We start from the raw sequence: 20,121 nt of genomic DNA on the forward strand, positions 1-20,121 counted from the left end.
CCCGAAAGCTGGCCAGAATTGCATTCGCCTTGATGAAGACTCAAGGCGAATACATGAGCAAAGGGGGCAAAAAGCATTGCCCACAACCATAGAATCTCCCACGGGGTCCCTGTTGATGCAATGAGTTATGGGTAGTTCCATGAGAGCTGACTTGCCGGTGCCATAGATCGCGTCGCCTGCTTCGCGGGCGCAGTCGCTTCCACAGGTATGGCGCTGTTTTCGGATATCCTCGGTTCCTGTGGGAGCGGGCATGCCCGCGAACACCGGCAACGCCGGTGCCATCCACCGCGTTACTTGATCAGGCTTGAGCGGGCTATTTGCGCTGCCACACTTCGCCTTGTTCGCTGACCACCCAGGGCCTGTCCGCGGCATTGATAAGCACTCCACCCACCCAGCGCTGCGCAGGGTTGTGGTCAAGCCAATGCGCCTGCCCCGCGAGCACCTGCTCGGCAAGTGCGGTCAGCCGCAACGGCCGTTGCGCCCAAGACTCGCCCGGGCCTTCCAGCAGCAGCGGGTGCGGTGCATGGATCAGGGGCTGCAGCAAAACATGGAACATCATGTCGCCCAGGTAAGGCAGCGGTTCATCCTGCATCATCAACTGGGCAAACACACGTCCGGCCGGCAGTTCGCCGCGTGACGCCAGAACGCGCAACAACAGGCGCTCGGTGAGGCTCAAGCCGTCGTTCGCCCCCGGTAGTTCCTGAAGTTGCCGCGCAAGGGCCCGGCTCAGCAACGGCAAGGCCGCATGCTGGATGCCCGCCAGGACAGCCCAGGCCCTTGGGGCAGGCGCGGTATAGGCTGCCCATGCATGGCGGGCCAGAGCCAGCACGTCCTCACCCAACGCGCGACGTTGTGGCCATAGCCAGGCGAGCAGGTCCGGGGCCAGCTGGCCGATACCGATGAAGCGCTCGACGCCAGGTACCTGGGTGATTTCGATCAGCTCCAGGCGGCGCGGCAGGCTGGGCAGGCTGGCGAGTACGCGGATCAGGAACAGCTGGTCGTAAGCGTCACCCTCGCACCACAGCACGATCTTGCTGTCGCTGTTCAACCCGGCCAGGGCGGTGCGCTGTGCCGCTTGTCGTTGCTCAACGTCCTGAATGCTCAGGTTGAACGCCTGCTGTATGTAAGCGGCCCGAGCCTGCCAATACTGCTCCTCGGGCAGTGCGCAGACGGGCCCCATGACCATGGGGTCCTCGAACATCTGGAAGGCACCGGCAAAACCGGCCGTGCGCAAGCTGTGGGCGATGTCGTTGCCGCAGCGCCAATGCTGCACGGCTGCCTCGTCATCGGCGGTGAAGCCAGGGTGGCGTGCCGCGAAAGCGACAGCATCGGCATGGGCCTTGAGCTTGGGCCAGCTGGCAAAGCCGGCCTCGCGGGCCACCAGCCATTGGGTATCGGCAAGCCGGTAGTCAGGGCCAGGCAGGCCGAGCGCGCGTAGCTGCTCGCGAGTGTCGCCGGCCTCGTGGTTTTTCAGGGCGGTGAGCAAGCGTTTGGCGCGTTTGCGCAAGGCGGGCAGGTCGAGCAGGCCGTGGTGGCGGGATGCATTGATGGCGGGCATGCCAACTCCTTTGGGGCTCGGTCCGCCGACAAGCCGGGAGCTGGTATGGGAATGTGATGACGCATGGCTCGGGAAACCCCTTGGCGCGGACCGCAGGCGCAGCCAGCGCCCTGGCGCCGACTTTACCGGGTAATGCGCGTGGGTGCAAAGCGGTCGATGGTGGCCTGACGCGCAGCGTCTGATCGCCGTCAGTGTGCAGCCGTCGGCAGCATGCCCGAGCCCTGGGCTTTGTGCGCGGCTTCTATCAGCTGCAGGTTGCGGCTGCGCAGTGCGTGATTGTTGCCAACACGCAGGTTGGAGCGAAGCGCCAGGGTTTCGGCCTGTTCATACTGCCCTTGCTGAAGGCGCAAAACGCCAAGGTAGTGCAGCGTTGCCGGGTTGTTCGGCTGAATGTGCAGCGCACGCTCCAGGGTGGCCGCCGCCTGGTCCAGTTGGCCGTCGGCATACTGTTGCGAGGCGGTTTCGATCAGCACCGTCGAGGCATTGTTGCTGCGTGCGGGCGCGTAGCGTTCGCCGGCCAGTGCGCCCTGTGCCGTGATTGCGCTGAACAACAGGAGCAGGGCTGACAGAACAGGTGTACTGGACATCGGCGGTAGACTCGGCAGGGCTTGGGCAGGCCCGGTTGGAGGGCGAGGGGATGCTATCGACCGAATTGGAGCGCTGAAGTTCCCGCCTGGGCGATTTGTTGCCTGTTGCCCGGTCTTTGTCTCGACAACATCTGTTCGGTTACCGCCCATAACCGCACTCCGGCGCCTCAAGCCTGGGGCAGTACCTCCGATAGCAGCACACCCACCGTCGAATCATCGACCAGAAGTGGTGCCAACAAGGAGTACTGCCCGCATGCTTGCCAACCTGAAGATCCGCACCGGAATGTTCTGGGTGCTGTCGCTGTTCAGCGTGACCCTGCTGTTTTCCACCGTCAGTGCATGGCGGGCGGCGGTGGGCAGTGACCAGCAGATCACCGAACTGGACCAGACTGCGCACCAGTCGGACCGGTTGAACAATGCGTTGCTGATGGCGATTCGCGCCAGTGCCAATGTGTCCTCGGGCTTCATCGAGCAGCTGGGTGGCCATGAGGAAAGCGCCAGCAAGCGCATGGCGCTGTCGGTCGAGCTGAACGACAAGAGCCAGAAGCTGGTGGACGAGTTTGTCGAAAACGCCCGCGAGCCTGCGCTGCACGCACTGGCAACCGCGCTGCAGGCCACCTATGGCGAGTATGCCAAGGCGGTCGCCGGGCAGCGTGAGGCAACCCGTCAACGTTCGCTCGAGCAGTATTTCAAGGTCAACACCGACGCCGGCAACGCCATGGGCCGGCTGCAGGCGCTGCGCCAGCAACTGGTCGGCGCATTGAGTGAGCGCGGTCAGCAGATCATGCTGGAATCCGACCGGCGCCTGGCGCGCGCGCAATTGCTGAGCCTGGGGCTGCTGGGCGTGACGCTGTTGTTGGCGGCGCTGTGCTGGGCCTTTGTTGCCCAGCGCGTGCTGCACCCGCTACGCGAAGCTGGTCGGCACTTCCAGCGCATTGCCGGTGGCGACCTGAGCGTGCCGGTGCAGGGGCAGGGCGGTAACGAGATCGGCCAGCTGTTCCATGAACTTGAACGCATGCAGCAGAGCCAGCGCGACACCCTGGGGCAGATCAGCAGCTGTGCCAGGCAACTGGACGCAGCCGCCACGGCGCTGAATACCGTCACCGAGGAAAGTGCCAACAACCTGCGCCAGCAGGGCCAGGAGCTGGAGCAGGCCGCCACCGCCGTCACCGAAATGACCACGGCCGTGGAGGAGGTTGCGCGCAATGCCATCACTACCTCGCAGACCACCAGCGAATCCAACCAGCTGGCAGCGCAAAGCCGCCGGCAAGTCAGCGACAACATCGACGGCACCGAGGCCATGACTCGGGAGATCCAGGCCAGCAGCGCGCATCTGCAGCAACTGGTCGGGCAGGTACGGGACATCGGCAAGGTGCTGGAGGTGATTCGCTCGGTGTCCGAGCAAACCAACCTGCTGGCGCTCAATGCCGCCATCGAGGCCGCCCGTGCGGGCGAGGCCGGGCGCGGCTTTGCGGTGGTGGCGGATGAGGTGCGTACGCTGGCGTACCGCACGCAACAGTCGACCCAGGAAATCGAGCAGATGATCGGGCGCGTGCAGGCGGGAACCGAAGCGGCCGTGGCCTCGATGCAGGCCAGTACCAGCCGCGCCCAGTCGACGCTGGACGTGACCCTGGCTTCAGGGCAGGTGCTGGAGGGTATCTACAGTGCGATCGGCGAGATCAACGAGCGTAACCTGGTGATTGCCAGCGCAGCCGAAGAGCAGGCCCAGGTGGCGCGAGAGGTGGACCGCAACCTGCTGAACATTCGCGAGTTGTCGACATCCTCGGCAGCGGGGGCGCAGCAGACCAGTGAGGCGAGCAAGGCGTTGTCAGGGTTGGTGGGGGAGATGACGGCGTTGGTAGGGCGGTTCAGGGTTTGAGGTCTGGCGGGCACCAGATTGTGGCGGTGGGCGCGCCCGCGAACACCGGCGTAGCCGGTGCCTTCCACCGCGTCGCCTGCTTCGCGGGTAAACCCGCTCCCACAGGGACCCCACCAGCTGAAGAAATGTGCTGTACCTGTGGGAGCGGGCGCGCCCGCGAACACCGGCGTAGCCGGTGCCATCCACCGCGTCGCCTGCTTCGCGGGTAAACCCGCTCCCACAGGGACCTCACCAGCTGAAGAAATGTGCTGTACCTGTGGGAGCGGGCGCGCCCGCGAACACCGGCGTAGCCGGTGCCATCCACCGCGTCGCCTGCTTCGCGGGCATGCCCGCTCCCACAGGGATCCCACCAGCTGAAGAAATGTGCTGTACCTGTGGGAGCGGGTTTACCCGTGAACACCGGCGCAGCCGGTGCCATCAACCGCACCGCCCGGTTCGAGGGCACGCCATGTGCGCTTTCAGTTATCGATCATGCTTCGAAGAGGAGCGCCCGGCCTTGTTGTGTTCCTTGGAATGGGCAATGCCGGAACGGGTAGTGCCACGGCCGTTGTCATCATTGCGCAGGCTTCCATAGTGATTGCCGCTCTCGCCATGGTTGCGGGTGGCCTTGCCTGCATGATCACTCTCGTAGCCGGCGCCATTACCGTTGAACCCACCTTTGCCGCCGCCATTGCCATTACCTTTGGCATATGCGGAACCAATCGGCGAGACATCGGCAGGCAACAATGCAGTTGCGCCGAGCGCCAGGGCGCAGGTAAAGACGGCTACCAGGGTTTTTTTCATGTTTGTTCGCCTCCAAAAGGCGCAGGGGGAAATTTGAGTGCGGATACGACATAAGGTTGCCTTTTAAGTTCCGCAGTGCGCAGCCGTTCGACGAAGCGGCTGCCAGGCCCTTTCAGCACCTGGCAGCCTTCACCTCATCGATCATTCTTGGAGGAGTTTTGTACCGCGCCGCTCAGCCCCTTGGCATTATGATCACCGGGCGTAGTCCCCGAGATAGCGGTAGATTTCGTCAAGCCGCGAGTATCCTTGGACTGGGCAATGCCTGAGGTGGTGGTCCCATGGCCGTTGTCCTGGTTGCGTGAGCTTCCATAATGATTGCCGCTCACACCATGATCGCGCGTAGCCTTGCTGGCATGATCACCCGCGAGACCCGCACCATTGCCAGTACCATTGTGCCCACCCATGCCGGCGCCACGTCCACCGCCATTGCCGCCGCCGTGGCCACCACCACCACCGTGGCCGCCACCGCCACCGCCACCGCCACCCCCTTTGGCATACGCGGAACCCATCGGCGAGATATCGGCAGGTAACAATGCCGTTGCGCCGAATGCCAGAGCACACGCAAAGACGGCCACCAGGGTTTTTCTCATGTTGTTTCGCCTCCAACGGCGCAGGTAGAGCTCAGGTGCTGATAAGACATGCAGCGGCTTTGCAAGTTCTGTCGTGCTGACAGAAGGATCGTGGTCCATGACTGTTCAGATCTCGACCTGAGTGCCAAGCTCGATCACCCGGTTCAGCGGCAGCTTGAAGTACTTCAGGTTGCTGTTGGCATTCTTCAGCAGGAAGGCAAACAGGTGCTCCCGCCAGCGGGCCATGCCCATCTGCCTGCCTGCAATAACCGTCTCCCGGCTGAGGAAATAGGTGGTGCGCATGGGGCCGAACTCAAGGTCCGCACGTTGGCAGCGGCTTAGCGCCAACGGCACATCGGGTTCCTCCATGAAGCCGAAATGCAGGCTCACGCGGAAGAAGCCATCACCAAACGTCTCGACCTCAAAGCGCTTGCCAGCGCTGACCCGTGGCTCGTCCTCGAACACGACGGTCAACAGCACCACCTGTTCATGCAGTACCTGGTTATGCAGCAGGTTGTGCAGCAAGGCGTGAGGCACCGCCTCGGGCCTGGCGGACAGGAATACGGCAGTACCGCCCACGCGGTGAGGCGGCTGGGCCTTGAGGCTGGTAATGAACAGGTCCAGCGGCAGCGAGCTTTCGTCCAGCCGCTCGACGATCATCCGTCGCCCGCGCTTCCAGGTAGTCATCAGGGTGAACAGTGCAAGGCCGGCAATCACCGGAAATGCACCGCCCTGGAGGATCTTCGGCGCATTGGCGGCGAAATACAGGCTGTCGACCAGCAGGAACGCCAGCAGCATCGGCACCGCCAGCCAGCGTGGTGCCTTCCACAGCAACAGCACCACTGCCGAGGCCAGCAGCGTGGTGATCAGCATGGTCCCGGTCACGGCTACGCCGTAGGCTGCCGCGAGCGCCCCGGACGACTCGAAGCCGACCACCAGCAGCACCACGCCAACCATCAGTGCCCAGTTCACCATGCCGATGTAGATCTGCCCCTGTTCCTCGCTGGAGGTGTGCTGGATGAACATGCGCGGTACGTAACCCAGCTGAATGGCCTGGCGCGTCAACGAGAACGCACCGGAGATCACGGCCTGGGAGGCGATGATGGTGGCCAGCGTGGCAAGCCCGACCATGGGCAGCAGGGCCCATTCGGGCGCCAGCAGATAAAACGGGTTGCGCACTGCCTGCGGGTCGCCGAGGATCAGCGCGCCCTGGCCGAAGTAGTTCAGCACCAGGCCAGGCAGCACCAGCAGGAACCAGGCCCGGGCAATGGGTTTGCGGCCGAAGTGCCCCATGTCGGCGTAGAGGGCTTCGGCGCCGGTCAGCGCCAGCACCACCGCGCCCAGAATCGCCACCCCCATGCCCGGGTGCAGCACGAAGAACTTCATCGCCCAGAGCGGGTTGAGTGCCTGCAGCACCTCCGGGCGCTGGACGATGCCGTGCAAGCCCAGTGCACCCAGTACGACGAACCACAGCACCATGATCGGCCCGAAGAGGATGCCGATGCGCGCGGTGCCGTGCTTCTGGATCAGGAACAGCGCCACCAGCACCACCACCGACAGCGGCACGACCCAATGTTCGATACCGTCGAAGGCCAGTTGCAGGCCCTCGACGGCCGATAGCACGGAGATCGCCGGGGTGATCATGCTGTCGCCGTAGAACAGCGCGGCGCCGAACAGGCCGAGCAGTACCAGTATCCTGCCCAGGCGCTGGTAGGGCGCCGCCGCCCGGTGCGCCAAGGCGGTCAGGGCCATGATGCCACCTTCGCCCTGGTTGTCGGCACGCAGGATGAACAGTACGTACTTGAGCGACACCACCCAGAGCAACGACCAGAACACCAGTGACAGCACACCCAGTACGCCGGCGGTGTTGGCCTGCACGCCGTAGTGCCCGGCGAACACTTCCTTGAGGGTGTACAGCGGGCTGGTGCCGATGTCGCCATACACCACGCCGACAGCGGCGACGAGCATGCCGATGGGGTTGGACTTGCCGGGAACGGATTGATTTGCGATGGCGGTGGACTGGCTCACGAAGGGCTTCTCTGGACTGGCGGGTAGAAATGCATGCCATCCCTGAGCATCGCGCGCCCAGTATTCCTTGTGTCTGTCGGCTCAGCCGTAAAAAGAGCGTAAAAAAAATCAGCCAGCGCCCCACTGCCTGTCAGTCAGGCAATTCGGGGCCGCTTTGCGGCCCATCGCCGGCAAGCCAGCTCCCACAGGTACAGCGCAGACTTCAAGAGTTACGCGGTCCCTGTAGGAGGCCGGCGATGGCTGCTCAGCCAGGTTGCGCCGCCAGGCTGTTGCTGACGTTACGCCCCAGCACCAGCACCGTAGCGAAACCGCAGCCCACCAGGGCCGTGGCCAGGCTCAGCAGCACCGAGCTGCCCAGCTGGTCGACGATCCGACCGCCGAAGAACGAGCCCAGCGCAATGATCACCTGGAACATGGCGACGAACAGCGGCATGCCGCGTTCGACATCCTTGGGCGCGACGACGAACATCCAGATACTGGCGCAGGCCGGGAACGCGCCGAAGGCGAAGCCCCACAACCCGATCAGCATCGCTGCACCGGTCATGCCGGTGGCGAAGTGAGGGAACAGGGCAGTGCTGGTGCCGATCATCAACGCTACCAGCAGCAGGGTGTGACGTACGCTGCGGTTGGCGGCGAAACCGGCGAAGATATTGCCGAATACCCCAGCCACGCCATAAAGCAGCAGCAACGAGCCAATGGTCGGCCCATCGAAGCCGGAGCTTTGTTTGAAGAAGGGCGCGACATAGGTGTACGCGGCAAAGTGCGCCAGGCCGATCAGCAACACGGCAATCAGGCCAACCCGCGCCTGTGGGTTGATGAACAGGGCCGGCAGGTCGCTGATGCGGATGGCCTTGTCCGGGTTGAGCCGCGGGAGCAACAGGATCTGCGCCAGCAGCACCGGTACGCCCAGTAGCGCGGTTACCAGAAAGGTCATGCGCCAGCCCATCAGGCCGCTCAACCAGGTGCCTACCGGCACGCCCAGCACGGTGGCCAGGGTTACACCGACCATGATGATCGAGGTGGCCTGGGCTACGCCCACGCCCTTGGGCGCCAGGCGACCGCTGAGGGCAATGGCCGTCGCCCAGAAGCCGCCGATACTCACGCCCAGCAGCACGCGGCCGAACAGCAGCAGGTTGAAGTCACTGGCGTAGGCCACCACCGCGTTGGCGATGATCATGATCAGCGTCAGGCCGATCAGCAGGTAGCGACGGTCCAGGGCGCCAATGCCCACCGACAGTAGCGGGGCGGCGAGGGCGGCCATGATGCCGGGCAGGGTAACCATCAGGCCGGCGTGGCCTGCACTGATGCCGAGGTCGCTGGCGACATCGTTGAGTACACCCACCGGCAGGAATTCGCTGGTCACCAGGGCGAAGGCGCCGACGGCGACCGAAAGGATTGCCAGCCACTGCTGGCTGACGCTTTGTTGATCATGTTCGGGGAGGCCGCTAGGGGCCTGGCTGGCACTTGGCATGGTATTGGATTCCAAGAGAGGGATGTCGCCTGAAGCAGGCGCAAGGAGCGGGGGAAATTTGCTGGCGATTATAGGGGGCGCTTTTGCCAGGCCAACATGCGGGTCGCTCGATAGTAATCATCAGCGCAATCGATGAAACGCCCTGCGCAGAGCGCCCGCTGTCGGAGGGGAGAATGCTGTGGTGCTTGAAACCAGAAAAAACTGAGGGCGCTACGGTCGTGCCCACAACCTGAAGGCCAGCGTGATCCATGTGGGAGCGGGCGAGCCCGCGAAGCAGGCGCTGCGGTAGATGGCACAGGCTTCGGTGGAGGACACGTGCGTCCTCCACATCACTTGCATTCTATGGCGACACCAGCACATCGCACTGGGATTCGTTCAGCACATGCTTGGTTACACTGCCTATCAGCAGCTCTTCAAGCGTGCTTTCCCCTTGCTTGCCAACCACGATCAGGTCGCATTCCAGCTCTTGTTCCTGCTCGGCAATCCGCCAGCCAGGGTCGCCATGCACCACGATCTGCCGAGCATCTGCCACTCCGGCGGTTTCGCTCAAGGCCGCGAGTTGCTTCACCGCATCTTTGCGGATGACATTGCGGTAGTGTGCAAGCGTGTCATGGTCGATGTGGGCGAAGCGCATGCTGCCTTCGAACGGCGCCTCGTACACATGCAACAGAATGATCTCGGCCTGTGGGGCAATGGCTTTTGCCAGTTCGATGGAGCGCAGTGACGAAGGCGAAAAATCAACTGCAACCAGCAAGGTCCGGTACGCATCGCGTGGCGCCTGCTTGACCACCAGCAAAGGGCAGGGCATGCGGTTCAGCATCTTCTGCACAGTGGAGCCCAGCAGCAGGCGCCGCGCCACGCTCTGGCCCTTCGCCCCGCACACCAGCAGGTCGCTGCGTTTATCCTGCACCACACGGGTGATCTCCGTGCTCACCGAGCCGTTCGCGACCTGCACGCCAGCGGCGATGTCATGGCGCTGGAACAGCATTGCAGCCAGTGCGCGAATTTTTTCGCCTGCGGTATCCAGCACGCGTTTCAGCAGGTCGTCACCCGGTGCCACCAGCTGTTTCAGGCGCTCGAAGGGGGCCGGGTTGGCAACGTACAGCAGGTCCAGGGATGCCTGTTGCTCCTGGCTCAGGTACGCAGCGCGTTCTGCCGCGTTGCGGGCAGAAGTGGACAGGTCGGTGGCTACCAGTATGTGGTTCAGCGGGCTCATGTGGGGCTCCTTGTCCAAAGCCGCGCACGGTGATCGATGGCGATGGCCTTGAGCACAATGCGCATGGCGGTTTTCGATTCGTTCCTTGCTGACAGCCATCGTCGCGCGAACCGGGGCCGGCGGCTTGATATGCGTCAATGGAGTGAAGGACCGAGCCCGAGCTGACCACTTATGCGCACCACCTCAATGCCGGCGAGCTGCCTAGGTAGCAGTCCGGGCGGCTCCCGGCAGCAGCAGTTCGGCGAGCTTGTCCATGGCCGGTGTCGCCTGGCTGCCTTTGCGGGTGACCAGCTCGTACGGGTCGCTGACCGAGCCCATGGTCAAGGGCAGAATGCGCACCTGTTGGTTCATCGCGCATTGCCGGGCCACGTCGATCGACACCAGTGCCACGAAGTCGGGGCGGTTCTGTAGCAGCGACAAGGTCGCCAGGATCGAGGTGGTTTCCACCAGGTGCAACGGGAAGCGCAGCCCGGCATCGTGGAATTCGCGCTCGAGCTGTACCCGCATCGGCATGTTGGCCCGGTACACGATCCAGCGGCTCTCGGCCAGGTCTGCAAGGTTCAGGTTTTGCGCGTGCTTGAGCGGGTGGTCGATATTGGCGATGACCGCCAGCGTCTCGTCCTGGACAAACCTGCTGGCAAACAGTTGAGGGCTATTGCTCACGCTGGTGCGGCACAAGGCGACGTCCAGGCGACCGCTCTCGATCTGTGCCAGCAGCGACTGGCTGGTGTCTTCGATGATCTCGAACGACATCTGCGGCTGGATGCTCGCCAGCTGCGACACCGCCCTCATCAGCAATGGCACCGCGCCCATGATTGCCCCCACCGCCAGCCGGCCGCCGACCCCGCGCAGGATGGCATCCAGGTCATGCCGCAGGTTTGAAATGTCCGTTTGCACCACGCGCGCGTAGCGGATGGCGCAGTGCCCGGCAGCCGTGGGCTCCAGCCCGCGATTGGTGCGGTTGAACAGCACCGTGCCGAAGGTGGTTTCGATTTCCTGCAACGCCTTGCTCGCTCCGGGCTGGGTAAGCCCGACGCTGCTTGCCGCGCCGAGCAGCGAGCGGTGCTCGTCCAGTTCGATGAGCAGGCGCAGGTGGCGGGCGTGGAGCCTGGACATGATCGAGTTGAGTGAAGGGGTCATCTGGTATGCGTCCGGGTTATACCGATATGGATTGTTCTCAATACCATGGCCAGGCGCGCATTCCTATACTGGCGCTGCACGGTGTCGCATCCAGTGCGGCGGAACCGCCCATAACAATAGCGCCAGGAGGCTGTGAAGGCCCTATGTCCCTGATCAACTACATCACCCAGATCCAGTTCGATATCGGCGCCATTGCGCGCCTGCCTGCCGAGTGCGAGCGCATTGGTATAACCAGGCCTTTGATCGTGACGGACCGTGGCGTGCGTGCTGCCGGTATCGTCGATGTGGCCTTGAGCACCTTCAGTGACAGCAGCGCGCAATTGCCGATCTATGACAGCACGCCGCCCAACCCGAACGAGAACGCCGTGCGTGAAGCAGTTGCCATGTTCCAGGAGTGTGGCTGTGACGGGATCATTGCCATTGGCGGGGGCTCGGCGATCGACCTGGCCAAAGGTGTGGCCGTGTGTGCCAGGCACGACGGCCCATTGAAAAGCTTTGCGGTGATCGAAGGCGGCTTGGCCCGCATTACGGCGGCAACCGCACCGGTAATCGCCGTGCCGACCACGGCGGGCACCGGCAGCGAGGTAGGGCGGGGCGCCATCCTGATTCTCGATGACGGGCGCAAGGTGGGCGTGATCTCGCCCCACGTGGTGCCCAAGGCTGCCATCTGCGACCCGGCGCTGACCCTTGGCCTGCCGGCGCAACTCACCGCCGCCACCGGCATGGACGCCATTGCCCACTGCCTGGAAACCTTCATGGCGCCTGCATTCAACCCGCCCGCCGACGGCATTGCCCTGGACGGGCTGTGGCGTGCCTGGCGCTTCATCGAAACCGCCACCCGCGAGCCCGGCAACCTGGATAGCCGCGTCAACATGATGAGCGCCTCGCTGCAAGGCGCCCTGGCATTCCAGAAGGGCCTGGGCTGCGTGCACAGCCTCAGCCACGCACTGGGCGGCATCAACCCACGGCTGCACCACGGCACCCTCAACGCGATCTTCCTGCCCGCCGTCATCACCTTCAACCGCAAGGCCGAGACGGTGCTGAACGAGCACAAGATGCAACGCATCGCCCAGGCGATGGGGCTGGCCGACGAAGGCCAGATCGAAGACGCGATCCGCCACATGACTCGTGCGCTGGGCCTGCCGACCGGGTTGCGCGAGCTGGGCGTCAGCGAGGAGCTGTTCCCGCGCATCATCCAGGGTGCGCTGGCCGATCACAGCCACCGCACCAACCCGCGTGAAGCGTCTGCCGAGGACTACCAGTGGCTGCTTGAAGCATCCATGTAGCTCACTGATCCGCTGTTCAACCAATAACAACAAAAGTGAACGCCCATGACTACCAAATATGCGCAAGCCGAGCTTGGTCGCGAGCCTGAAGCGATCGCGAGTTCGAACCCGTTCAGGAAGTACCAGGTCATCACCGTCAGCCTGCTGCTGGTGATTGGCATCATCAACTACGTCGACCGCAGCGCGCTGTCGATCGCCAACACCTCGATCCAGCGGGACATGATGATCACGCCGTCACAGATGGGCATTCTGTTGTCGGCATTTTCCCTGGCATATGCCTTTTCCCAGTTGCCGCTGGGCATGATCATCGACCGCCTGGGCAGCAAGATTTCGCTGGGGGCTGCACTGCTGGGCTGGTCGGTGGCGCAGACGGCCTCCGGCCTGATCAACAGTTTTTCCGCGTTCATCGGGCTGAGGGTGGTGCTGGGGATCGGCGAGGCGCCGATGTTCCCGTCGGCGGCCAAGGCGCTGGCGGAGTGGTTCGAAGCCGAGAAACGCGGCACGCCGACCGGCATCGTGCTGTCATCGACCTGTATCGGGCCGTGCATTGCGCCGCCGTTGCTGACGCTGCTGATGGTCAACTGGGGCTGGCGAGGCATGTTCATAGTCACCGGGGTGTTCGGCATCCTGGTCGCCGCTTGCTGGTTCGCCTTCTATAAAAGCAAGGAACGTTACCTGGCCGAGTTGCCTGCCGAGGAGCGTGAACGCCTGCTGGCGGCCCAGGCGCAGAAGCAGACGGTGGCAACGGCCAGGCCGAGCATGAAGGCCCAACTGGCGGCATGGGCCGAGTTGTTCCGGCACAAGAGCACCTGGGGCGCTGTGCTGGGCTTCATGGGGGTGATCTACATGCTGTGGCTGCACCTGACCTGGTTGCCGGGCTACTTCGAGCGTGAGCACGGGCTGAGCTTGTACAAGACTGCCTGGGTGGTGTCACTGGCCTACGTTTTCGGCGCCCTGGGCACCATTGTGGCGGGTCGTGTGTGCGACCGCCTGGTGAAGAACGGCGCCAGCGTGCTGGGTAGCCGCAAGCGGGTAGTGGTGAGCGCGCTGTTCGCGGCGGCGGCCTTCACCGTGCCGCTATCGTTCGGCAGCGGCTTCATGCTCAGCGTGGCCCTGCTGTGCTGCGCGTTGTTCAGCGTGAACATGGCCAGCTCCACCGCCTGGATGATTGCCAACACCGTCGTGGATAGCCGGCGCGTGGCCTCGTTTGGCTCCATCCAGAACTTCGGCGGTTACCTTGCGGGTTCGGTGGCACCGATCGTGACGGGGTTCAGCATTCAGCAGACCGGGTCGTTTGCTTCGGCGTTCCTGATCAGTGCGGCGGTCGCGGCGGTGGCGGCGATGGCCTACGTATTGCTGCTGAAACAGCCGGTGAGTACCGGTCAGTAATCGCAAGGATACGCAACACCTGTGGGAGCGGCCTTGTGTCGCGAAAGGGGGGCGAAGCGCCCCCAGGATCTTCGCATCATTGCGAAATCGCCGGGGCCGCTCTGCGGCCCTTTCGCGACACAAGGCCGCTCCCACATCGACCGCGTTGGCTATCAGTCATGCGCAGTACCTCGGGGCGCTGGCTTGTCGGAGACAAGGGAGTCATAACGGTTTGTGATGCCAGGCATCATGACAATATATTTATCCTTATCAATGCCACGCTCTAGCATCTGTTGCCCGCCATCGCCCATCAATCACGAGGTCTTGATGAACAATTCGCTCTTCATTCCCCAGCGTACCGCGGCATTGTTGCTGCAGCACTGGCTTAGCGGTGAGCTGCTGGCGGAACTGCCCGCCAGCCTCAAACCCGAGACGTTGAAACAGGGCTATGACAGCCAGGACGAGTTGTTTGCGGTCGCCGCAGGCCAGCGTGCCGGGTGGAAGCTGGGTGTCGGCAGCCCCGCGGCCATGCGGGCGGCCAATTTGTCCCGGCCCTTGATTGGCCAGTTGGAGGCGGGGCGCTGTCATGCTGGTGGTGTGCACATTCGGTTGCCGGCCGTTACGCCGGTAACCATCGAATGCGAGGTCGCCTTCGTGCTGGATCGCGATATTCCACCCCAGGTTGGGCGGGTGCCGGCCAGCGAAGATATTCGCGCTACCTGCGTCACCTTCGAAGTGGTGCGCTCGCGCTTCGTCGATCGCAAGATTGTCGGGTGGCCAAGCTTCGTGGCGGACAACGTTGGGTTTGAAGCGCTGGTGATAGGCAACAGCCTGGCAGCAGGCATCGATGTGCCGTCGCTGGCTGACCTGGCCGAAACCACCGAGGTATACGTAGACGGCCAGTTGCGGGCGCGGGGCTTGTCTGGCGATGCGGCGACCGACCCGTTGGCATCGCTGGCCCACCTTTATGCACATGCCGCCGAACGTGGCCAGACCCTGAAGGCAGGCGATGTGGTGACTACAGGGGCCATGTGCCAGCCATTCGACCTGAACGAAACAGGGCATCAGGTTAGCGCCAGGTATCTTGGCCAGGAGCTGTTGTTTACGCTGTAGCGATGCCCCAGCCTTTTCGCGGGTAACCACGGCGTTGCGATTGTTTGTATGAGTCACCTTGATGCTTTCCCGTAGTGGTACTAATACTAAGAGACTGCCGGGAGGGGGATGAACATGCAGACGCGCTTTGTTGTGGTTCCCGCTGTGCCGCTCAAGAAAGAGATTTACCCGCGTAGTCTTGGCTTTCCCGCGACGTTAGGGGAGGGTTATGACCTTTATGACACACAAGAAAAGCTGCGCCTGACCTTCAACTACCCGACACGCGCCGAGGCGGAGTTCGTATGCGCGTCCCGCAACAGTTGCCGGGATGCCGATGCGGCGGATATCGCCGGGATTGGTTGATGCAGTTGAAGCTTCGCGGACCATGAGTGCGATGCGGTCCCTGTGGGAGCGGGCGTGCCCGCGAACACCGGCGTAGCCGGTGCCATGCACCGCGTTGCATTCTTCGCGGGCTCGCCCGCTCCCACAGGAATCGCGCCTGGCCCAGGGTTGGCGCCATTCCTGTAGAGGCCATGGCCTTACCCAAGGATATTGAAGCCTGCACGGGTCTATGTGGGAGCGGGTTCACCCGCGAACACCGGCGTAGCCGGTGCCATGCACCGCGTTGCATTCGCCGGGCCGGGGGCTTGTGTCATGCGTGTTTGAGCGCTTCCACCAATTGCGCCTTGGTCATGGTGGAGCGCCCCTTGATGTCTTTGCTGCGCGCTTCCTTCATCAGGCTCTGCTTGCTCTGTGTTTCCAGGGAACTGCCCGATGTGCGGGAATGACCCTGGCGTGACTTCGCCGCCCGTTTGGCCGAGTCCGAGCGGGCAGTTTTCTTCTCGCTGGAAGAGGTGGCCTTGCCCGAGCCGCCTTTCTTCTCGCCACCCCCGGACTGTTTGTTGACGGTGGCCCAGGCGCGTGCTTCGGCCTGGTCTTTCGGCACGCCTTTGTGCTCGTAGCTTTCCTCGATATGTTCGGCCTTGCGCTTCTGCTTGTCGGTGTACTTGTCCTTGTCGCCGCGTGGCATGGCATTCACTCCCGTCTGGTTTGCATGAGCGGTTGAATGCCGCGGCAACGCCCGAGTGCCCGGTAATCGACCAGCGGTGCCAGGAAACCTGTCGCCCACTCGAAACAGTCATTCAACCGACACATCGAGGCCTTAGGGTTGAGACAGGAACCCGTCCAGGGCTCTGCTCACTGATGTTGCCGTGATGGCGCCGCCAGACGGCTCTACCGTGCGGCTTGCCATTCATTGGTCACAAAGCTGTAACATTGCTGCTGCAAAGTGTGCCGGCCATCACACGGAGCGCTTTTCGATGATACGCCTGATGAAGTCTGCTGCACTCGCCGTTGCCGTTTCTCTTTGCGCCACCTCGGCATCCTTTGCCGCAGAGAACGTCCGCCTGACCGGTTCCGGCGCCAGCTTCCCGGCACCGATCTACCTGACCTGGTTCAAGGCCTTCAGCAAGGAAACCGACGGTGTCACCGTTGACTACCAGTCCAAGGGGAGCGGGGCGGGTGTTCAGGACTTTCTGAACAAGACCGTCGACTTCGCCGCCAGCGACTCGGCAATGAAAGCCGAAGAAATCGCCAAGGTCGGCGAAGGCGTCCAGTTGCTGCCAATGACCGCCGGTGAAATCGTCCTGGCTTACAACCTGCCAGGCAACCCCAAAGGGCTGAAGCTGCCACGCGATGTGTACTCCAACATCTTCCTCGGCAAGATCACCCAGTGGAACGACCCGCAGATCGTCGCGGCCAACCCTGAGCTGAAACTGCCAGCTACCCCGATCACCGTGGTCGTGCGTGCCGACTCCAGCGGCACCACTGCGGTATTCACCAAGCACCTGTCGGCCATCAACGCTGACTTCAAGCAAGCGCTGGGTGAAGGCAACACCGTCAACTGGCCGGCCAGCGACAAGTTCATCAAGTCGCCGAAGAACGATGGCGTAACCGCCACCGTCCGCCAGACCCCAGGTGCCATCGGCTACATCGAATACGGCTTCGCCAAGCTGGCCAAGGTCGACTTCGCCCAGCTGCAGAACAAGGCCGGCCAATACGTAGTGCCGAACGCCGAGAGCGGTGCCGAGGCGCTGGCTGCGGTGCAGATGCCGGAGAACCTGGTGGCCTGGCTGCCTGACCCGGACGGTGCCAAGTCCTACCCGATCACTTCCTACACCTGGATGATCTTCCGCAAGGACAACGGTAACCCGGCCAAGGCCAAGGCCATGCGCGAAATGGTCGAATACAGCCTGACCGAAGGCCAGAAGATCGCCGACTCGATGGGCTACATCCCGCTGCCAGCGTCGGTTGTCGATCAGGTACGCAAAGCGTCCGCCAACATCCAGTAACACGTCCAGGCGCTCCCGGTGTGGTCTGGTGGCCATGCCGGGTGTGTTTGCCCTCTGTCCCGGAACTTGCCAATGAACACTCCTTTTGCCATCCCGGCTAACCCCGACTCCGCGTGCCAGCCACCGTCTGCGAAAGACTTCCTGGTTGATCGCACCTTCCGTGCGCTTGCACGCATCGGTGTGGTGCTGGTGCTGGCGCTGGTCTTCGCGCTGGTCTACGAAGTGGGCCGCAAGGCACTGCCAGGCATCGAGAAGCACGGCTTTGACGTGCTGTTCGGCAGTGTCTGGGACGTCAACCAAGGCAAGTACGGTATTCTGCCAGCGATCTGGGGCACGCTCTACAGCGCCCTGATCGCCCTGTTGATCGCCGGTTTCTTCGGCGTCAGCATGGCCATTTTCCTGACCCAGGACTTCCTCCCGGCCCGGCTGGCGGCGGTGTTCCGCACCATCGTCGAGCTGCTCGCTGCCATCCCCAGCGTCGTCTACGGCCTGTGGGGGATCTATGTAGTCATCCCGGCCATTCGCCCGCTGACCACCTGGCTGAACAGCGAGCTGGGCTGGATTCCCTTTTTCGGTACTTCCCTGAGCGGCCCAGGGCTGCTGCCTGCCGCGCTGGTACTGGCGATCATGATTCTGCCGACCATCGCCGCCGTTTCGCAGGACGCCCTGACCAGCGTGCCGATGAAGACCAAGCAGGCCGCCTACGGCCTGGGCGCCACCCACTGGGAGGCCATCCTCAAGGTAATGGTGCCATCGGCAGCCACCGGCATCTTCGGTTCGCTGGTGCTCGGCCTGGGCCGTGCGCTGGGTGAAACCATGGCGCTGGCCATGCTGGTGGGTAACGCCAACAACATTTCCCTGTCCTTGTTCGCCCCGGCCAACACGCTGGCGGCCTTGCTGGCGCTGAACTTCCCGGAGGCCGGCCCGAACGAGATCGAGGTGCTGATGTACGCGGCACTGGTACTGATGTTCATCACCCTGGCGGTGAACGTACTCGGCTCGATGATCATGCTCTACGCCCAGCGGGGTAATAAATGATGACCAACCTCACCACCCCTGCAAACGCGTTGCCCAGCCTGCAGCGCAAGCTGGAAGGCCGTTCCCTGCGCAGCCTGGTGTTGACCACGCTGGCATGGTTCGCGGCACTGGTGGCCAGCGTGCCGCTGATTTCCGTGCTGTACATGCTGATCACCCGCGGCGGCGCACGCCTCAACCTGGAGGTGTTCACCGAGCTGCCGCCCACCGGCTTCGAGATGGGCGGGGGCTTTGGCAACGCCATGGCCGGTACTTTCGTCATGGTCGGCATTGCTGCCGCCATCGCCGTACCGGTCGGTATCCTGGCCGCGGTGTTCCTGGCCGAACTCGGCCCGGACAGCAAGCTGGCCAACGCCGCGCGCTTCGCCGCCAAGATGCTCACCGGCCTGCCGTCGATCCTGGCTGGCGTATTCGCCTATGCCCTGGTGGTGATGACCACCGGCACCTACTCCGCGCCAGCAGGTGGTGTGGCCCTGGCGGTACTGATGCTGCCCATCGTCGTGCTGACCGCTGAAGAGTCGATGAAGATGGTGCCCAAGATCATGAAGGATGCGGCCTACGGCATGGGCTGCACCCGTGCCCAGGTGATCTGGAAAATCGTCCTGCCCACCGGCCTGCCGGCCATCCTGACCGGCGTCATGCTGGCCGTGGCCCGTGCCGCCGGCGAGACCGCGCCGCTGCTGTTCACCGCGCTGTTCAGCAACTACTGGATCCTGCATGACGGCGACCTGGCAGTCATGAACCCGACGGCCTCGCTGGCCGTACTGATCTACAACTTCTCCGGCATGCCATTCGACAACCAGCTCGAGCTCGCCTGGGCGGCCTCGCTGGTACTGGTGATGATCGTGCTGGTAATCAACATTCTGAGCCGAGTATTCGGCAAGCCCAAGTATTGAGAAAGGGAGCATCCGACCTTGAACGTATCCACTGCGCCAAAAGCCGCTCCCGTGGTCAGCGAAGCCCCCATCGTCATGGACTGCAAGCTGGACAAGATCTTCTACGGCAATTTCATGGCCGTTCGCGACAGCCATGTGCCGATCCGCAAGAACGAGATCACCGGTTTCATCGGGCCTTCCGGCTGCGGCAAGAGTACCGTGCTGCGCAGCCTCAACCGCATGAACGACCTGGTGAAGGGCTTCCGCTTCGAAGGCCATGTGCACTTCCTGGGCCAGGATGTCTACGGCAAGGGCGTCGACCCTGTGGTGGTGCGCCGCTACATCGGCATGGTGTTCCAGCAGCCCAACCCGTTCTCCATGAGCATCTTCGACAACGTCGCCTTCGGCCTGCGCCTGAACCGCTACAAGGGCGACATCGGCGACCGAGTCAAGCACGCACTGCAGGGTGCCGCGCTGTGGGACGAGGTGAAGGACAAGCTCAAGGTCAGCGGCCTGGCCCTGTCCGGCGGCCAGCAACAGCGTCTGTGCATCGCCCGCGCCATCGCCACCGAGCCGGAAGTGCTGCTGCTGGACGAACCCTGCTCGGCACTCGACCCGATTGCCACCCGCCGGGTGGAGGAGCTGATGGTCGAGTTGAAGAAGGACTACACCATCGCCCTGGTGACCCACAACATGCAGCAGGCGATTCGTGTGGCCGACACCACCGCGTTCTTCTCGGTCGACATCTCCAAGGGCACCCGTACCGGTTACCTGGTCGAGATGGGCCCGACCACGCAGATTTTCCAGAACCCGCGTGAGCAGCTGACCGCCGACTACATCAGCGGCAAGTTCAGCTGAGGCCGTACCTGCCAAGGTGGCCGGG

At 63.3% G+C, this 20,121-nt stretch carries 18 protein-coding genes; 9 read left to right on the forward strand and 9 right to left on the reverse strand.

The genetic code is table 11. The features are described 5' to 3' along the window. Positions 1–313: 313 nt before the first annotated feature. Positions 314–1,558, reverse strand: coding sequence for a DUF1835 domain-containing protein (locus CAG44_RS21605; protein ID WP_085692954.1), 1,245 nt, complete (start codon positions 1,556–1,558; stop codon positions 314–316). A gap of 188 nt (positions 1,559–1,746) precedes the next feature. Then, positions 1,747–2,145, reverse strand: a complete 399-nt coding sequence (locus CAG44_RS21610) for a tetratricopeptide repeat protein (protein WP_085588034.1) — start codon at positions 2,143–2,145, stop codon at positions 1,747–1,749. A gap of 253 nt (positions 2,146–2,398) precedes the next feature. On the opposite strand from CAG44_RS21610, the gene CAG44_RS21615 reads away from it, so the two are divergent. Then, positions 2,399–4,024, forward strand: a complete 1,626-nt coding sequence (locus tag CAG44_RS21615; protein ID WP_085692955.1) for a methyl-accepting chemotaxis protein — start codon at positions 2,399–2,401, stop codon at positions 4,022–4,024. A gap of 462 nt (positions 4,025–4,486) precedes the next feature. Here CAG44_RS21615 and CAG44_RS21625 read toward each other — a convergent pair whose 3' ends face one another. From CAG44_RS21625 to CAG44_RS21650, 6 genes are all read right to left on the reverse strand, one after another. Further along, a complete protein-coding gene (locus CAG44_RS21625; protein WP_015270018.1) occupies positions 4,487–4,807 on the reverse strand; it encodes a hypothetical protein in 321 nt (106 codons plus the stop codon). A gap of 134 nt (positions 4,808–4,941) precedes the next feature. Then, the gene (locus tag CAG44_RS28990) at positions 4,942–5,397 is read right to left on the reverse strand and encodes a hypothetical protein (RefSeq protein WP_178076938.1); all 456 of its coding nucleotides are present in this window, start codon (positions 5,395–5,397) and stop codon (positions 4,942–4,944) included. A gap of 105 nt (positions 5,398–5,502) precedes the next feature. Next, complete coding sequence (locus tag CAG44_RS21635) at positions 5,503–7,344, reverse strand: potassium transporter Kup (protein WP_256575288.1); 1,842 nt, start codon at positions 7,342–7,344, stop codon at positions 5,503–5,505. A 304-nt stretch (positions 7,345–7,648) separates the two neighbouring features. Beyond that, complete coding sequence (locus CAG44_RS21640; RefSeq protein WP_075045557.1) at positions 7,649–8,875, reverse strand: MFS transporter; 1,227 nt, start codon at positions 8,873–8,875, stop codon at positions 7,649–7,651. A gap of 340 nt (positions 8,876–9,215) precedes the next feature. Continuing rightward, positions 9,216–10,091 (reverse strand): universal stress protein, encoded by an 876-nt coding sequence (locus tag CAG44_RS21645; protein WP_085692958.1) that lies wholly within the window; start codon positions 10,089–10,091, stop codon positions 9,216–9,218. Positions 10,092–10,292: 201 nt separating this feature from the next. Next, positions 10,293–11,231: a LysR family transcriptional regulator gene (locus tag CAG44_RS21650; protein ID WP_085692959.1), complete on the reverse strand. Its 939-nt coding sequence runs from the start codon at positions 11,229–11,231 to the stop codon at positions 10,293–10,295. Positions 11,232–11,374: 143 nt separating this feature from the next. Here CAG44_RS21650 and CAG44_RS21655 point away from each other — a divergent pair, with 143 nt between their 5' ends. The 4 genes from CAG44_RS21655 to CAG44_RS21670 all read left to right on the forward strand — a co-directional run bounded on the left by CAG44_RS21655 (position 11,375) and on the right by CAG44_RS21670 (position 15,340). Next, entirely contained in the window at positions 11,375–12,517 is a 1,143-nt protein-coding gene (locus CAG44_RS21655; RefSeq protein ID WP_075045552.1) for an iron-containing alcohol dehydrogenase, read from the forward strand. A gap of 45 nt (positions 12,518–12,562) precedes the next feature. Next, on the forward strand, positions 12,563–13,906 hold the full coding sequence (locus tag CAG44_RS21660; RefSeq protein ID WP_085588054.1) for an MFS transporter: 1,344 nt from the start codon (positions 12,563–12,565) through the stop codon (positions 13,904–13,906). Positions 13,907–14,212: 306 nt separating this feature from the next. Then, positions 14,213–14,998, forward strand: a complete 786-nt coding sequence (locus tag CAG44_RS21665) for a 2-keto-4-pentenoate hydratase (RefSeq protein ID WP_085692960.1) — start codon at positions 14,213–14,215, stop codon at positions 14,996–14,998. A 108-nt stretch (positions 14,999–15,106) separates the two neighbouring features. Further along, entirely contained in the window at positions 15,107–15,340 is a 234-nt protein-coding gene (locus tag CAG44_RS21670) for a hypothetical protein (protein ID WP_085588058.1), read from the forward strand. A gap of 289 nt (positions 15,341–15,629) precedes the next feature. Here CAG44_RS21670 and CAG44_RS21680 read toward each other — a convergent pair whose 3' ends face one another. Next, positions 15,630–16,007 carry a hypothetical protein gene (locus CAG44_RS21680; RefSeq protein ID WP_025339576.1) on the reverse strand — a complete coding sequence of 126 codons (378 nt, stop codon included), beginning with the start codon at positions 16,005–16,007 and terminating at the stop codon, positions 15,630–15,632. 289 nt (positions 16,008–16,296) lie between these two features. Between CAG44_RS21680 and pstS the strand changes: the two genes are divergently transcribed. The 4 genes from pstS (at position 16,297) to pstB (ending at position 20,096) form a co-directional block, all read left to right on the forward strand. Further along, positions 16,297–17,328, forward strand: a complete 1,032-nt coding sequence (pstS, locus tag CAG44_RS21685; protein ID WP_025339575.1) for a phosphate ABC transporter substrate-binding protein PstS — start codon at positions 16,297–16,299, stop codon at positions 17,326–17,328. 72 nt (positions 17,329–17,400) lie between these two features. Beyond that, positions 17,401–18,366 (forward strand): phosphate ABC transporter permease subunit PstC, encoded by a 966-nt coding sequence (gene pstC / locus CAG44_RS21690; RefSeq protein ID WP_023661148.1) that lies wholly within the window; start codon positions 17,401–17,403, stop codon positions 18,364–18,366. Beyond that, a complete protein-coding gene (gene pstA, locus CAG44_RS21695) occupies positions 18,366–19,259 on the forward strand; it encodes a phosphate ABC transporter permease PstA (RefSeq protein ID WP_024086822.1) in 894 nt (297 codons plus the stop codon). The genes pstC and pstA overlap by 1 nt, the downstream gene beginning before the upstream one ends. A 75-nt stretch (positions 19,260–19,334) precedes the next feature. Next, the gene (gene pstB / locus CAG44_RS21700) at positions 19,335–20,096 is read left to right on the forward strand and encodes a phosphate ABC transporter ATP-binding protein PstB (protein ID WP_031324478.1); all 762 of its coding nucleotides are present in this window, start codon (positions 19,335–19,337) and stop codon (positions 20,094–20,096) included. Positions 20,097–20,121: the final 25 nt, after the last annotated feature.

The organism is Pseudomonas sp. B13(2017) (genome assembly GCF_002113245.1).
In the GTDB taxonomy this organism is placed as follows: domain Bacteria; phylum Pseudomonadota; class Gammaproteobacteria; order Pseudomonadales; family Pseudomonadaceae; genus Aquipseudomonas; species Aquipseudomonas putida_Z.